Genomic DNA, 15,108 nt, shown 5'->3' on the forward strand with positions numbered 1-15,108 from the left:
TTAAGTATTATACGTAAGTAAAAAATACATAGACATAATTCAGAGAATTAAGCAGACTATGTCTTATATTTAAAATACAATGCCTCAAGAGTATGAATTTAGTAGTTTAAGTAATTATATATATTATGGAAAATAAAGAGAACTTGTGTCCACAAGAGATTTGTAAAAAATATTTGCTAACAATTAACAATATTAGATTTACATCAAGAAAAATAGATGTAATAGCATGCATTATGCATGGGAAAAACACAAAGGGAATAGCTAATTTTCTATCAAATGAGGATAAACAGCTTGAAATTAGAACTATTGAAAGTCATATTTCTAATATCAAACGAAAAATATCAACAAATGCCCGAGAGGGGATTATAAACTTTATAGAAAAATCTGATAAATACAAACTAATACAGAGTTATTATTTCAGTTTATTAATTCAACAAGAATTCAGAAAAGTCTTGAAGGAAATATTAATATTAACAAAATCTGATAACATATCATTTTTTATTGTTTTGCAAGACCTAAAAAATAATGGCTCAGGAAACAATGATTTAAACTTGTTGCTCAATAAGATACGTAGTGATTTACAACTTATAGGAATAACTGTTTTTGTAGAACTGCTAGAATACCTTAATAATACTCCTATAGTTTTAGGCAAGCACAAGCACATAGGCAAAAAGCAATTAAGGCAATGTACCATCTATGTTTTAGAGGTAAATGAAGCTAATATAGCTAAACAACAGGAAGGTGATAGTTCTGTTATTATGTCTAATGATCAGGATATATCTAAAGTATTTTTCCTTACACCGCAAGAAGAACAATATATAAAATTTTTACCTAAACAAGCTAACTTTGAATATATTGACATATCCCCATCCAAGCAATATTATTTTATTTTCTTAGAAATTATCGCAAGAATTTTTTCTAATGTGAATGTAGACAACACTATTCTTAAGTTTAGTGAAAGATATAATAATATTATATCAAATAATTCTGATTCACTTTCTCCTCAATCTCATTTAACAGATAAAAATATTCAAGGTAAAGCTAAGAATATTTATCTGCCAATAATTGGTGTATTGGTTTTGATTATTTGTAGTACTTATCTTTTAATATTTAGCCCAACTATTGAAAAAACAGTTAAGAATCAAGAATCAGAAGTGCAATGGTCTAAGCTACAAGATACAACAACATTTCCGAAGAATATAACTAGTTGGAATATACCTAGACAAGATCATGTTTTTATTGGTAGAGAAAAACTATTGAGGGATTTGTATAATAAATTACATCACAATCATACATCTGATGTAACAAGTAATTTAGCAATTACTGCATGTGCTGGACTTGGCGGAATAGGCAAAACACAATTAGCCTTGCAATATATAAATCATACAAAACATCCTTATACACTTAAAGTTTGGTTTCTTGCAGAAAATATTGATCATTTATATAATAAATATATTGAATTCGCTAAATTATTAGGACACGCGGAAGTCATATATACAAAAGAAAACATTATTGCTTATGTTAAACAATGGTTAGTTGAAAACTCAGGATGGCTTTTAGTTTATGACAAAGTAAACAATTATCGTGAAATCGAACCATTTTTACCAGAATCTGGTGGATATGTGATTTTAACAACTCGTCAGCGTTATTGGCCAACAAAGTTCTCAGTATTGCCTATTAATATCATGACAGAAGAAGAGGCTATCAAAACAATAAAGACTTTAATACAACGAAATATAGCAGAAGAACAGAATGATATAAAACAATTAGTTGGAGTTTTAGGATATTTACCATTAGCATTACAAAAAGTATGAAACAGAATTGCTATCGGATAACACATTTTTAGAAGAAACAAATAACTATAACTACCCAGTGGCAATAACCTGGAATATTAGTTTAGAGGCAATTGTTAAAGATACTGAGATTAACAATGAACCACCTATAGCTATTGAACTTTTAACAGTATATGCTTATCTAGCACCAAATAAAATCTCTCGTAAACTATTACTCAAATGGCTACAAATAGCTTACCCACATTTATTGTCCCCAAAATTAACGTTAAATAAGCATATTGCTCTATTATGGCAATATTCCATGATCAATTATGATGGTAATGATAACATTACTATTCATCGCTTAGTACAAGCAGTGTTACGTCATCAGCTTAGTCAAGCACTAGACAGTAAAAATAATATTTATTCTACCTTAAATTTAAAGTGGTTTGAATCACTATTGAAATTTTTTATAGAGAATGAACATGAATTTAAGCTTATTCATTCTTTTCAACAACTTATTGAAACTAGTCAACAATTTAAAAATAAATTTCAGGATAACTATAATGAAAATCTTGCGGCAATGGATTTAATGATTTCTTCAGTATACTTTTATCAAGAGAAATATGAAGATTTTCTCAAGATAGTTGATGAGGTTAATAAATATTTGAAGAAAACTGAAGGCTTAGAAATATTAAAATGTAAAATTCTATATATATACTCGGCATATTTTTGTAAAATTGGTAATTATCAAAAGGCAGAACAAAAAATAAATACAGCAATTAACAGATACAATAATATAACAGTAAATAAGTCAATAAAGGATAGTGATATGCAAAGTCTAAAGGCAAAATTATTGTACTATAAAGCTAATCTTGTCTTAGCAAAAAATAGTGTAAATAAAAAAACAGATACAATTAATACAAATACACCAGAAATAGAGGCGTCTATAAAATCAATTCAAGAAGCAATAGAGCTATTCCATAAAATTCACAACATTAGAGAGTTTTTACTATCAATAGAGTTGTATGGGAAACTACTCATTTTAACCAATCAAGTTGATAAAGTAATAGTAGAGTTTAATAAGCATAATGATTTAATCGAAAAAAAGGCTGATAATCTAATAAAAATGTTTTTTTATATAACTTATTCAGATGCTTATTTTAGCAAGGGAGATTTCAACAAAGCTTTAGAATATTGCGATAAAGCTAAACAACAAGCAGAAAAATTGCATCTTAAGAGTGAGCTAAACAATATTAACAGTAAAGAAAAAACTATTAAGAGCTTATTGCAATAAAATTGAATATTAGACCTCTTGCAAAACTCGCTTATGCGCAAGGATTTGAAGGAGACGCTTCACCTCGAACCGCAGCGTACTCAAATGTACGTGAGGATTCGAGTACCGCATCATTGTCCAAATTACCGGCAGAAGTAGAGTTTTGCAAGAGGTCTATTTTTATTTTTTCAGCTTAAACATTCTGACTTTATAGTATGGGCTGCAACAGTTGATGAAGAATTATGCCCTTTTAAACCTAATTCTATTAAGATTTTTTGGCTTTCTCTTAGTTGTTCAGCAACTTTTTCTTTATCAACTAACAGTGATGTAAGCCTTGCTACTATATTTGATTTAGTACAGTTAAATTGAATGAATTCTGGTAATATTTCCCTATTAGCAATAATATTAATCAAAGAAATGTAAGGTATTTTTATCAATAATTTTATTAGAAAAAAACTTACGATATTTAATTTATATGCAACAACCATTGGCGTATTACAAGCAGCAATTTCTAAAGTATTAGTACCCGATTTTGCTAGAGCAAGGTCAGATGCAGCAAAAATCTTAAGTCTGTCACTTGAGAAATGATAGCTAAATACTGCCTCTGATAAAAATTGTTCAATTAAAGACTGATGACTAGGAGCAGCCAGGACAAATATCACTTGAAGATTAGGGAACTGCCTTGCTAGTAAATTAATTGCTTCTATAAAGATAGGTGCATGTCTTATTATCTCACCTTTACGACTACCGCAAGTAACACATAATAATTTTGAATGAATAGGTATTTGTAATTCCTGCTTTAACTGTTGTTTATCTTTATCATCATAAAAATACTGCTCTAATATTGGATGACCAATATATCGACAATCTAGCCCTACTTTTTGGAAATATGGCGGCTCGAATGGCAGTAAAGCTAACAAATAATCGTAAATTTTAGCGTATTTCATAGCCCGGGAAGGCTTGTATGCCCAGACCGATGGGGCAACAATATGCATGATCTTTAAGTTAGGTCTAATTTCTCGAACCTTCTTTACCACCCTATAAGTAAATTCTGGTGAGTCTATAGTAATTAATAAATCTGGATTATGTTGAATAATATCGTCAATAGTTTGTTGAATTAACTTAGTGATCCTAAAAATATGTGGTATAATCTCGACGAAGCCTATGAGATTTATTTGACTCATCGAGAAAAGACTACGCTCTAACCCCGCCTCTTCCATCTGGCTTCCCCCAACACCAACAAACTCTAACTTCATTTCCTCCAGTTTATATAGTTCTTTTAGACTTCGTATCAAACGACCCCCTATAAAATCCCCTGATATTTCACCAGCAATTAGGTAAATTTTAGCCATTTTACTTCTTACCACATAGGCTTAAACTTTTTTCAATCACTGTCGAACGGATACCAACACAATTAAGAATCGAATGAAATACATAGTCATGACTAATTTCAGTACCTAAATGATTAGCTATAGAACTCACCAAATCAGGATGTTTCTTTTTAAATTCATCCGATACCCAAACTAAGAAAGGTACTGTGGTTTGTTCTGGAGTCATTGTTCCACCGTGACCGTAATAACCATGTTCTCCTAAAGATTCACCGTGATCAGAAACATACATTAAAATGGCATTATTATTTTTTAATAAATCTATTACATTATATAAAAAAAAATCAGTATATGCAATAGTGTTATCGTAATCATTAATTAACTCTTCAGGCTTACAAACACTTTGATCTACCATAGCATAAGAATCACACTTAGGAATAAATTTTTGGAATTCTTTAGGATATCTAGCAGAATATTTCCAATGGCTACCACTTGTATGAATAACTAAAACCTCTTTAGTAGTAGAATTATTTACAATACTTTTAACATAAGGTAACATTTTTTCATCATACTCATTCATTCTTAACAAAGCAGAGCCGCCTGGTACTATGGTAAACTTAACCTCATCATAAATGGCAAATTTGTTTTTACTATCTAAACATTGTAACAACCTTTGAGTTCCAATCCAATTAGTATTAAAACCAAGTGTGGTGAAAACTGATAAGAAGCTCGTGTCTTCCATACTTTTCTCTAAATCTCTAGCAGGATGGCGAGACATAAGAGATGGAACTGAAATATATGTATGATTAGACGAAGACTGTGCTTTAAATGAAAAAAGATTTTCAACAGTACTTAAATATGGCGTAGTATCCCTGGTATAACCATTAATAGCAAAATGATCAAACCTGGCTGATTCTCCTATAACAAGTACCGCTATAATATTTTGATCAGATTGATCGGCAAAAGAAAATTTCTTGTTTATATCCTCACGCATGGTGTGTTTACTATTAGAAAAACATAAATATGTATTATGTAGATATTGAATAGGAAAATAACTGTCTAGCAATTTAAACTGTGGTGTGATAATATTATTAACGGTAATTAAAAGGCAAATTGCTGATAGTAATTTTGTAACAAATAGTTTACTATCTAAAATGGAGAAGTGTTTCATTGTATAAACACAGCTAAATAAACTGAAAACTAACCAAACAATTAGCTTGATGCTGACTATTTCGTATACTTCATTAAAATCGGTGGAGAAAAAACTACCCATCATTTCTTTTGTAGGAGAAATTCTAAAAAAATATAGGTAATAGCTGGCAATTGCCCCTGTTATAAATAAAAATATTGTTCCAATTATAAAAACAAGCCGATGGATAGTTAAACCAAAAAAAATGATAAAACAAGTAAAGTAAATATACAGAAAGTCTTTACCTAACTCCAATATCGCTTTTACAAAAGTTACCTTGTAGTAACTGAATTTGTAACAAGAAACTACTGAATTAAAAAATATGAAATAAATAAGGGCAAAAACTAAAGATAGTTTTATTAATTTACTATCTAGGTGTTTTTGAATTAGCTCTGACATAATAAACACGTACTTTGTATAAATTGTAACTTAGGTATCATGATAATAGCAACATTGCAAGAATTTTTTCAACTTCTACAAGCTAATAAACCAATTATTGCCGTAGATTATGGAATACGGAAAACAGGCATCGCTATTTCAAATCAAGAACAGAGCATCGCTATGCCGATAAAAACTATTTATGAAACGATAGAAGAAAATAAGATTAAGTCAATATTAGATTTAATCGCAACTTATTCCATCTGTGGTATAGTCATAGGTTTGCCTATTAGTATGAATGGTCAATCTAGTGAACAAACTATAATTGTTTTAAAATTCAGCACAAAACTAAGCTTTGCGACAAATCTTCCTATATATCTACAAGATGAAAGACTTACTTCCCTTGCTGCCAATAGCTTATTAAAATCGTTAGGGGTAAAGAGACGAGAACGTAACCAAAAAGACGATTCAATTGCAGCAAGTATGATTTTAGAGACTACTTTAGATTCTATTAAGAAAGTTCGATAGATATATAGCTTAACCGTAAGCGTTCACGGAAAAAAAGTTAAAGTACAAGACGTCTATTAGCGAGAAGGCGTAAGCCAAGAAGCAATCCATTCCTAACCATTTTTGGATTGCCGCGTTGCCGCAAAGCGGCTCCTCGCAATGACGTATGACCTAAAAACCGTGACCGCTCACAATTATTTCGTATCAGATAGTTTTATTTCAGGATGTTTTTCTGGTCTAGCTAAAAAACAACCAATATCTTTGTTGTCAGAGGACATTTCTATATGAGAGCTATAAATACGATTATCAAAACCACCATTTTGCTGCTTCTTAACAAGCCGCTTTGTTTCAATTTGTTCCATCGATAAGTTGTATTCTTTGCCTAACGCATAAATCACTTCAAGCAAATCAGCTAGTTCTTCAGAAACTTCATCTGGTGTTTTTGCATCAATCACTTCTTGTGCTTCTTCCAACAATTTATCTTTAAGACGCTGAATATATTCATCTTCTTTCATACTGCGTTCAAATACCGAAACACCACGCGAACGCATAATTCCTGGTACTAAATCACGAATAAGTTTATCAATTTTGAAACAATATCTTTTCGTCATAATTTTCTTATACCCATCTCCTATAGCTAACCCGAATAAGTTTTAGATATCCCAGACATCATTGCGAAAAGGCATGAGACCCACAGCTGTCGAAAGTTAGAAGAGGAAGCAGTTTTACAGGTCATCTTTTGGTTACTTTTATGGATTGCTTCGTCGACTTACGGTCTTCCTCGCTAATAAACGTTAACCACATACAACTTTTAACCCCTCTTGTCTAAAAGCCCTTCCTCTTCTAACTTTCGACAGTTGTGACATTAGACTTCTTTCGAAACTCTACTTCTGCTGGTAATTTGTGCGTGATACCGGTACTCTGCTCCTCACGTAAATTAGAGTACGATGCGGTTCGAAGTGAAGTATCTCCTACAAATCCTTGCACATAAGCAAGTTTCGAAAGAAGTCTATTCTCGCAATGACGTTTTTATGCTGTTATAATTATAGAATAAAAATTGTAGGGTACATGCTCAAACCCTCACATACATTAGAATACGCTGTGGTTCGAAGTGAAGCGTCCCTTCAAATCCCTACACATAAGCGAGTTTTGCAGGATGTCTAATACCGTTACAGTTGGTTGCGGGGGTTGGATTTGAACCAACGACCTTCAGGTTATGAGCCTGACGAGCTACCAGACTGCTCCACCCCACGATAATATCAATTTCTTCTGATTTCAAAAATTGTTCTTTTATTTGTTAGCAAATGATATGCTTCAATTTCATGAACAAGTAAAACTTGCTTAAACCTTCTTACCGAAACTAAGCCCAGCAAACTTTTTGTTAAAGTCACTAACATTTTTGTTAGATTGGTTAACAACATTTCCAGATTCTTTAGTCCATGCTGGATGTTTCCTGTAATCAACATCCATCAAAATCTCTTCTGCATGACCACCGGAATTTGTCTCAAAAACATCATTACTAATGATAATTTTGAACTTTTTATATTTTGGATGTATTCCAGCTTTCATAATGCAGCACCAACTTTTTTTTCAGCTATCTTTCTTTTAATTACCTGTGCTTTATCGGAAAGTATATCACTTGATATTTTAAGCATATATTCATCAAAACCACCTACTTTCTCAACAGAACGTAGACATTTAGCATTTACCGAAAGCTTATATTCTTGCCCAGTGAGAACACTTGCAAACCTCACCACTCTTAGATTCGGCTCAAAGCGTCTTCTAGTTTTTCTTTGCGAGTGTGACACTTTATTACCGTGTAAAACACCAACCCCACTAAGCTCACACCTACGAGACATCGTGACTCCTATAATTGTTCATCAATATTACGTAATTATACTACTATTAGGGCTTTATGTCAATATGTACAGCTGTAAATAATACAAATATTTGTTAATATAGTCAATTCAGGAGGATTTGGTGCTAGGAGCGATGGAGCTACGCCTATAAGTAATAGGCGAGCATTGAGCGACGACGTCACCAACTTCTCCTCAATTGACTATAGTTAAAACTTTTGAAGAGATGGCAACATATCGTTCATTGAATAAAGAGCAGGTGGTTTATCAGATATCCAGATGGCAGCCTGAATTGCCCCATCAGCAAAGGACTCTCTTGATCCCTGATGTTTTAGAGTAAGGGTTTGGTTATCCCCTAAAAATAACACCTGATGTTCTCCATGTAAATGCCCTCCCCTAATAGAAGCAATGCCAATTTCGCCAGTTTGCCTTTGCTCTTTTACAGTACGGTCAAATATCGCACATTTATTAAAGTCTAAATTTCTAACTTTTGCCACAGCCTTACCTAACATTATCGCCGTACCAGACGGAGCGTCTTTTTTCATACGATGGTGACAATCTAAAATCTCTATATCGTAAGTATTATCTAGAATTTCTGCTGCCTTTTTCGCTAGCATCGCTAGTAAATTTGCCCCTAAACTCATATTAGCTGAATAGAATATTGCCAAATTTTTGGAAAATTCATGTAAACTATCAAGTTGATAGTTAGTCAGACCAGTAGTACCAATAACTAATTTGTTGTTGTACATAATGGCATAATCAAGAAGTTTGTCCAATATCTCGCTACTAGAAAAGTCAATAATCACCTCAGAATTTTGACAAAATTCAGCAAAATCCCTTATGCTATTTTTTCTAGAAAATGTAGCAGAAAGAGTACAGCTATTTAATCCATGCATTTTTTGAATTATCATCTGCCCCATTTTACCGGTAGCACCACAAATACCTATAGAAATCATTTTAACTCTCTATATTGCCTTAAACAATGCACCAATGGTTTTAAATTACTTTTTACCATAGCACTTATCACTTTACCAACCAATATAACATGATCCCCCACTTCATATTGACTAAACTTGTTGCACTCAATATGGCAAACTGCTCCTTCAATCAAAGGGCAATTAGTAATTTGTCCTAAATTATATGAAATACCAGCAAATTTATCAGCATTAAACTTAGAAAAATGTCTAGAAATATTCTCTTGATTTTCAGCTAGAATACTAACAGCAAAATACTCACTACCAGTAAAAGCACTCATACTAAAGGATTTTTTATCAATACAAAACAATACCAATGGCGGTAATAAGGAAACCGAGGTAAAAGAGTCTGCCGTAAAACCAAATAGCTTGTTATTATATAAAGTAGTGATAATAGTAACGCCCGTAGGCAAAGTGCTAAGAGCTTGTTTAAATTGTTCCGAATCCACTATTGCAGCCATTTTTTAGTAATGCGACTAATTGTACCATCTTTTTTTAATTCACTAATAGCTTTATCAACATTTTCAACAAGTTTAGAATCTTTTGGCATAGCGATAGCAAGTTCAGATGAGAATTCTGTTAAACTAAAACTAGCAAGATCAGGATTATTCTCAATAAATTTCTTAGATTGCGATTCCTCTAATACTACCACATCTACAACTTTCGATTTCAATTCTTCGACTAGCATTAAATTATTTGACAAATAATTTGTTCTAATATTAAACTGCTTGGCTAAATCCTGAACTATCACCGCCCATGTTGTACCAAGTTGCACACCAACAATTTTATTATCCAAATCTCCAACATTTTTCAAATCATCTGCTGTTCTATATAATACTGATACGTTAGTTGTTACATAAGGGGCTGAAAAGCTAATGTGTTTCTTACGTTCTTCAGTCACTGTTAATCCAGCGATTACTATATCAACATTTTCACTAGCTAAGGATGCAAGTAAGCCATTAAAATCAAAATTTTTAATTATAACTTTCTTCTCTAATTTTTCTCCTATAGCATTAATAATATCAATGTCAAGTCCCACTATTTGCCCATTTTGAATAAATTCGTAAGGGGGATTATCTGCAGAAGTTGCAACTATTAAGCTCTTTTCTTGAGATGGTTTATCACAACTAACTATTAAAAAAGAACATATAATAAGCAAAAAGCATTTTATTAATCTCATAAAAATCAAATAACTATGTTAATTATTGCTATATTATCGCACTTCTTACTATCATATACAACAAACTTTTTGAAATTAGCTGAACTACCTCATGAAAGAAAGTAAATATTTGTTGTTGAGCAAGTAGCATTACTTTACTTTGGACACCATTTGGCAGCCCGTAGTAGCGGGGAATATAAATCTTCATCCATAGGAATCAAGATATTTTTCTCTTCTTCTATTGTGGGAGGTCTATCAAGAAAGTAAATTTTAGGTGCATCTTTAATGATATAGTCAATTCAGGGGAAGTTGGGGCTAGGAACGATGGAGCGACGCCTATAAGTAATAGGCGAGCGACGAGTGACGACGTCACCAACTTCTCATCAATTGACTATAAAATGCAAACCCTTCATCGTATTAAGTCAAGAGAACAAGAAAAAAGAATTGCCTTGGATACTTTACACGACTTTATACCTCTGGCAAGACTAGCTCGGGTAACACGGATAGAACAGGAACTATACGCATTAGCTAGCAAAATATTAGAGGAAATTTAATACAGTTTATTTACTTTTTATTAGTCAGCATCCAGAAAAGGGAGTCAATAACTTTTTTTGTGTAAGTTCTATTTTTATATTTGGGTCACCGTGTTATTAAATTGAATCTTACTAAAGTAACTTTTTATTATTAGAGTTAATAGATGCATCAAATGCCATAGAGACTAAATTCACTAACTTTTCTTCTTGTTCTAAAATCTCAGGTAACACTTTCCAATATGATATAGTTATCAACTTATTTGAGCTATTATATGTAAATGGTTCGGAAACAAAAGATTTTAAATACTCAACTACTTTGTTATCTATTTTAAAGTACAACTCATTTCTTGCAACTATTCCTATTATTACTCCATCTTTATATATGCCATAACTACCAAACATTGCACGAGTAGTGATTTGACCAAAAGGGGCTAGTATATCTTTAATATATTCAATAAATTCATTACTTTTCATAATTAACCTATCGGTTGTTCTGTACGAGAAATTACCACAAGATATTATACGAACTTTACTATACTGCAATCGCTTATCCCTTGTTTTATATAGCTAAGTCGAATAAGTTCTGATATTGTTGTTATAAGTTTAGATTGCTTGATCGCTACTAAAGTAGCCCCTCACTAATAGATGAAGGAGTTATCTAGAACCTTAACGAGTTAGCTATATTCCAATGCATAGTATCATTTAAGTATAATTGGTAATTGAGATTAAAACAATGCAACTTTTCAATTTAACAGGCAAAACAGCCCTCATTACAAGTGCAAGCAGTGGTCTTGGAGAGCAATCCTCTCGCCTTCTTTCTAGCGTAGGGGTACGAATCATATTGGCTAGTAGAAGACTAGATAAACTGCAAGCTTTAGCCTCTGAGCTTAGCAATGCTATTGCCCTGGAAATGGATGTGGCAGATAAGAACTCTGTTCAAAGAGCCTTTAATACGCTAAAACAACAAGGAGAACTCATAGATATCTGCATTAATAATGCCGGAATTGCAAAACCTACACCAATCTTTACATCATGTGAACTAGATGATTTCGAGTCTATTATGCAAACCAATGTACTGGGAGTTTGGTACGTTACCAAGAAAGTTGCTAATCATATGAGAAACCATGGAGTCCATGGGAGTATTATCAATATTAGTAGTGTCAATGGAGCCAACCGTTTAAGCGAAAATATCGCTGGTTATTGTGCCTCTAAAGCATCTGTTATCCAAATGACAAAGGCATTAGTCGGAGAGTTGGCAAAAGCCCATATCCGGATTAATTGTATTATACCTGGTATATTTCATACACCGCTTACAGATTACAAATTAAATACAGAAGAAAAACGTAAAGCAATATCAGAACTTACACCTCTAAATTTTATAGCAGAACCTAATGACCTTGACGGTGCAATTTTATACCTTGCCTCAAACAAAGCATCTCGCTATGTTACAGGTTCATGTATTACAGTTGATGGTGGCGTTTCCTGGGGAGGCAAGTAACACTAACAACTATCTTTGACTTATGCAGAAAGTCTAGGCTCTGTGAACAAAATTTTAATTGTTTAGATTTTGAGTATTTTTAAGCGAAAATTAATAAGATTTTTGCCGGAATAGTTAGTTCTATTTCAAAAAAATCTTATAATTTGCAGCTAAAAAGAGTCGAAATCTAGTAATTTAAATTTTGTTCACAGAGCCATACCTCAACACTTCCTTACTTACAACCCTCATCATTCCTATACTTCTGAACTTCCCTTATCCTACACTCGCATTGATAGTATATGCTGCACGCGTTCAACATTCATTTTCAAATCCAATTCTTGAAATCATTTTTGGGAGAATTTTAACCGTGCTACTTTCAAGTTCTATCATAATATTGCTGTTGGGATGATGTCTTTAGCATTTTGGGTGCTATCTTAGGTACTTCATTGTTTATGCTCACATGACGTTTTAACTTACTTTGAATTTGCTTTAATTCACTATGCATTATAGCGTCACTTGCCTCAGGGGGCATAATGGTTTGTGACATATTAATATTACATCCTTTATTTTTTGCTACTTCTTGTAGCATTGCTTCATATTGACCCTTGGTCACCGGGATAGTGTAAATATGCTTCCCTCTTTGTATATAGCCTATAGCACCTTTATCATCTCCAGTGAACTTTAATGATAATGGGTTGGTTATTTCTACTAGTTTTCCTTGCTCGTTATAGTGAGTAGTAAAATAAAGTGCCTTCGAGACCTCAATATTTTCACCTTTCTCGTTTTGTATTGGAAACGAAAGATGCACAGCTGTACCAGATGGTTTGATGGTTAATGGTAAATTAATATTGCGATAATTGCTAATCTCTTTTTCCGTTACTCCGTCTTCTAAAATTACTTTAGTAGAGGTTTTAACCTTAGTTTCTGTTAATTTAAATAATTCTTCATCTTTGACTTTAATAACTCTTGACCTGGTATCAGTTGTATTGTCTATTGGTGGCTGATTGCTCCAAGTTAACGGTTTAAAATTATTAGCCTGATGGATTTTTGCATAACTTTGCACTTCATCATTCATCGCTTGAGTCACAGTACTCTTTGTAATAGAGTTAGCCCAGGTTTTTTGTATTAATTCGTTGTTATTTTCTACAAATTCTTTAAATTGCTGAGAATTAACAGCAAGATTAGCCACTGAGATTGCTGTAATATTTGCTTCAGCAAGGATGTTTTTTAATGTTGTTTGTTGCTTAGCAATAATTTCTTGTCTAAAAGCCAATGTTACAGAATCTACTTCAATCGTGGCTACTTTGCTCTGTGCTACTATGGCTGGGACTATTTCAGATGGAGCTACTTTGTAGGGTGAGGTCTGTTCAGTAGCTTGAGTTTCAGTAGTTGTTGTTATCGTGTCATTAATATGCATAACATCTAGTGCTTTTTTAGATGCTACAGATAGATCAGTTCTTTCTAAAGTAGGGTTTGTTAGTGCTTTTTTTTGTTCTTTTACTATTTGAGCTATTTCTTTAATTAACAGTACTTCTCGAGTTTTATTACCTAAAATATATTCAACATAGTTTCCCTCAGTTTTCTTCTTCAATTCTAGTCTTTTCCTTTGGTCGATTATATTGTTAAAATAATCGAAGTGTTCTTGAACTAATTTTTTTAATTCTAGCTTATTAATTTTTCCCCTTGTTACTAAAAGACCGAGTTTAATTTGCAACCCATATTCTTTTAATGATTGTTGTCTCTTTTGCATAGTTTCTTTAAGAGCATCTTTAACATCAGCAATCTTTATGTTTTCTGGTGCTATATTTTTAAATTTCTGGCTCATTGTCATTTTTGCCCAATTTGCTAGTGCTTTATCACTATAATATTTTGATAATTCAACGAAGCTATTGTCAATAGTATTGTTTAAATCAATTTGTGCAGTATCAAGTAAACCTTTTACAAATAAATCATTATACTTTATGGTACTTGGAAATTCTCTAAAATGATTAGTTGGTCCTAGTAAGGGTAGATGTCTAGACCAAGAATGTGGACGTATCTCATCATCTAATTGGTCAAAACTTCCAGCAAAATCTAACCTAACTAGTCTAGGAGGAATAGTAGAATTGTTAGGATCTCTTACAACTCCTATATTACCTGTATGAATATCAAAATCGCCTATTAATAAGCTAGTTGGAGCTATTTTATCAAAATCGCTATAATGCAGTTCTTCAAAAGCTTTAGTTAAAGTACTAGATAGTAATTCTCTTGTTCCCATAAAAAGCGGTCTTCCTCCGTCTTTTCGCAACCAACCGCCTGGCTTAGTTTTTTTAGACATGTGGTTATCCATATCAACATACATGTCTCCACTGTAATTCTTAAAAAATTCAGATTGCACATATACTTCAGAACCATCATTTTGCAGACCTCCTTCTTGATCTACTTTCGTGGTAAGATGATTAGGTACAATGAGCGAAACTTTGGCTCCATACTCTGGATTTGTTGCTTGAAAAATTTGGGAACCCAAAAACTCTGATATATTTTTTTCAGGCTTATTTTCCTTTTTAACCATAAATAGAATATTATCTTGACTGCTATATATCCCCCCTAATTCTCCAGCTTCATTAGCTCCAGCTTCCTTTTTTTTATAATATTGCAAATTGGTAAATTCTGACATTTA

16 protein-coding genes and 1 tRNA gene are annotated in these 15,108 nt (G+C 32.5%); 4 read left to right on the forward strand and 13 right to left on the reverse strand.

Annotated features, from left to right (window positions below):
• Nucleotides 1-125 precede the first annotated feature (125 nt).
• On the forward strand, nt 126-1,814 hold the full coding sequence (locus AAGD42_RS00875) for a LuxR C-terminal-related transcriptional regulator (protein ID WP_341752909.1): 1,689 nt from the start codon (nt 126-128) through the stop codon (nt 1,812-1,814).
• Nucleotides 1,815-1,821: 7 nt separating this feature from the next.
• Nucleotides 1,822-3,069 carry a hypothetical protein gene (locus AAGD42_RS00880; RefSeq protein ID WP_341752910.1) on the forward strand — a complete coding sequence of 416 codons (1,248 nt, stop codon included), beginning with the start codon at nt 1,822-1,824 and terminating at the stop codon, nt 3,067-3,069.
• Between the two features lie 167 nt (nt 3,070-3,236).
• Here AAGD42_RS00880 and lpxB read toward each other — a convergent pair whose 3' ends face one another.
• Nucleotides 3,237-4,400 carry a lipid-A-disaccharide synthase gene (lpxB, locus tag AAGD42_RS00890; protein WP_341752912.1) on the reverse strand — a complete coding sequence of 388 codons (1,164 nt, stop codon included), beginning with the start codon at nt 4,398-4,400 and terminating at the stop codon, nt 3,237-3,239.
• A 1-nt stretch (nt 4,401) separates the two neighbouring features.
• Complete coding sequence (locus AAGD42_RS00895; protein ID WP_341752913.1) at nt 4,402-5,964, reverse strand: phosphoethanolamine transferase; 1,563 nt, start codon at nt 5,962-5,964, stop codon at nt 4,402-4,404.
• A 39-nt stretch (nt 5,965-6,003) separates the two neighbouring features.
• On the opposite strand from AAGD42_RS00895, the gene ruvX reads away from it, so the two are divergent.
• On the forward strand, nt 6,004-6,471 hold the full coding sequence (gene ruvX, locus AAGD42_RS00900; protein WP_341750288.1) for a Holliday junction resolvase RuvX: 468 nt from the start codon (nt 6,004-6,006) through the stop codon (nt 6,469-6,471).
• Nucleotides 6,472-6,644: 173 nt separating this feature from the next.
• Here the strand turns inward: ruvX and AAGD42_RS00905 are convergent, their stop codons facing one another.
• The 10 genes from AAGD42_RS00905 to AAGD42_RS00955 all read right to left on the reverse strand — a co-directional run bounded on the left by AAGD42_RS00905 (nt 6,645) and on the right by AAGD42_RS00955 (nt 11,446).
• Entirely contained in the window at nt 6,645-7,061 is a 417-nt protein-coding gene (locus AAGD42_RS00905; RefSeq protein ID WP_341752914.1) for a nucleoside triphosphate pyrophosphohydrolase, read from the reverse strand.
• Between the two features lie 232 nt (nt 7,062-7,293).
• On the reverse strand, nt 7,294-7,437 hold the full coding sequence (locus AAGD42_RS00910) for a palindromic element RPE1 domain-containing protein (RefSeq protein WP_341752915.1): 144 nt from the start codon (nt 7,435-7,437) through the stop codon (nt 7,294-7,296).
• A gap of 189 nt (nt 7,438-7,626) precedes the next feature.
• Nucleotides 7,627-7,703 (reverse strand) — tRNA-Met (locus tag AAGD42_RS00915).
• A gap of 88 nt (nt 7,704-7,791) precedes the next feature.
• Complete coding sequence (rpmE, locus tag AAGD42_RS00920; RefSeq protein WP_341750292.1) at nt 7,792-8,019, reverse strand: 50S ribosomal protein L31; 228 nt, start codon at nt 8,017-8,019, stop codon at nt 7,792-7,794.
• The gene (gene rpmB / locus AAGD42_RS00925) at nt 8,016-8,309 is read right to left on the reverse strand and encodes a 50S ribosomal protein L28 (protein WP_341752916.1); all 294 of its coding nucleotides are present in this window, start codon (nt 8,307-8,309) and stop codon (nt 8,016-8,018) included. The genes rpmE and rpmB overlap by 4 nt, the downstream gene beginning before the upstream one ends.
• A 206-nt stretch (nt 8,310-8,515) precedes the next feature.
• A complete protein-coding gene (gene dapB / locus AAGD42_RS00930; RefSeq protein ID WP_341752917.1) occupies nt 8,516-9,262 on the reverse strand; it encodes a 4-hydroxy-tetrahydrodipicolinate reductase in 747 nt (248 codons plus the stop codon).
• On the reverse strand, nt 9,259-9,741 hold the full coding sequence (locus tag AAGD42_RS00935; protein WP_341752918.1) for a flavin reductase family protein: 483 nt from the start codon (nt 9,739-9,741) through the stop codon (nt 9,259-9,261). The genes dapB and AAGD42_RS00935 overlap by 4 nt, the downstream gene beginning before the upstream one ends.
• Nucleotides 9,729-10,460, reverse strand: a complete 732-nt coding sequence (locus tag AAGD42_RS00940; protein WP_341752919.1) for an ABC transporter substrate-binding protein — start codon at nt 10,458-10,460, stop codon at nt 9,729-9,731. Before AAGD42_RS00940 ends, AAGD42_RS00935 begins: the two co-directional genes overlap by 13 nt.
• Nucleotides 10,461-10,488: 28 nt before the next feature.
• A complete protein-coding gene (locus AAGD42_RS00945) occupies nt 10,489-10,647 on the reverse strand; it encodes a hypothetical protein (protein WP_341752920.1) in 159 nt (52 codons plus the stop codon).
• Nucleotides 10,648-11,104: 457 nt separating this feature from the next.
• Nucleotides 11,105-11,446 (reverse strand): TfoX/Sxy family protein, encoded by a 342-nt coding sequence (locus AAGD42_RS00955; protein ID WP_341752922.1) that lies wholly within the window; start codon nt 11,444-11,446, stop codon nt 11,105-11,107.
• 259 nt (nt 11,447-11,705) lie between these two features.
• On the opposite strand from AAGD42_RS00955, the gene AAGD42_RS00960 reads away from it, so the two are divergent.
• Nucleotides 11,706-12,470 carry an SDR family oxidoreductase gene (locus AAGD42_RS00960; protein ID WP_341752923.1) on the forward strand — a complete coding sequence of 255 codons (765 nt, stop codon included), beginning with the start codon at nt 11,706-11,708 and terminating at the stop codon, nt 12,468-12,470.
• A gap of 355 nt (nt 12,471-12,825) precedes the next feature.
• Here the strand turns inward: AAGD42_RS00960 and AAGD42_RS00965 are convergent, their stop codons facing one another.
• On the reverse strand, nt 12,826-15,105 hold the full coding sequence (locus AAGD42_RS00965; RefSeq protein WP_341752924.1) for a Sca4 family protein: 2,280 nt from the start codon (nt 15,103-15,105) through the stop codon (nt 12,826-12,828).
• Between the last annotated feature and the right edge of the window lie 3 nt (nt 15,106-15,108).

Source organism: Candidatus Tisiphia endosymbiont of Dioctria linearis (genome assembly GCF_964026545.1).
Lineage (GTDB): Bacteria > Pseudomonadota > Alphaproteobacteria > Rickettsiales > Rickettsiaceae > Tisiphia.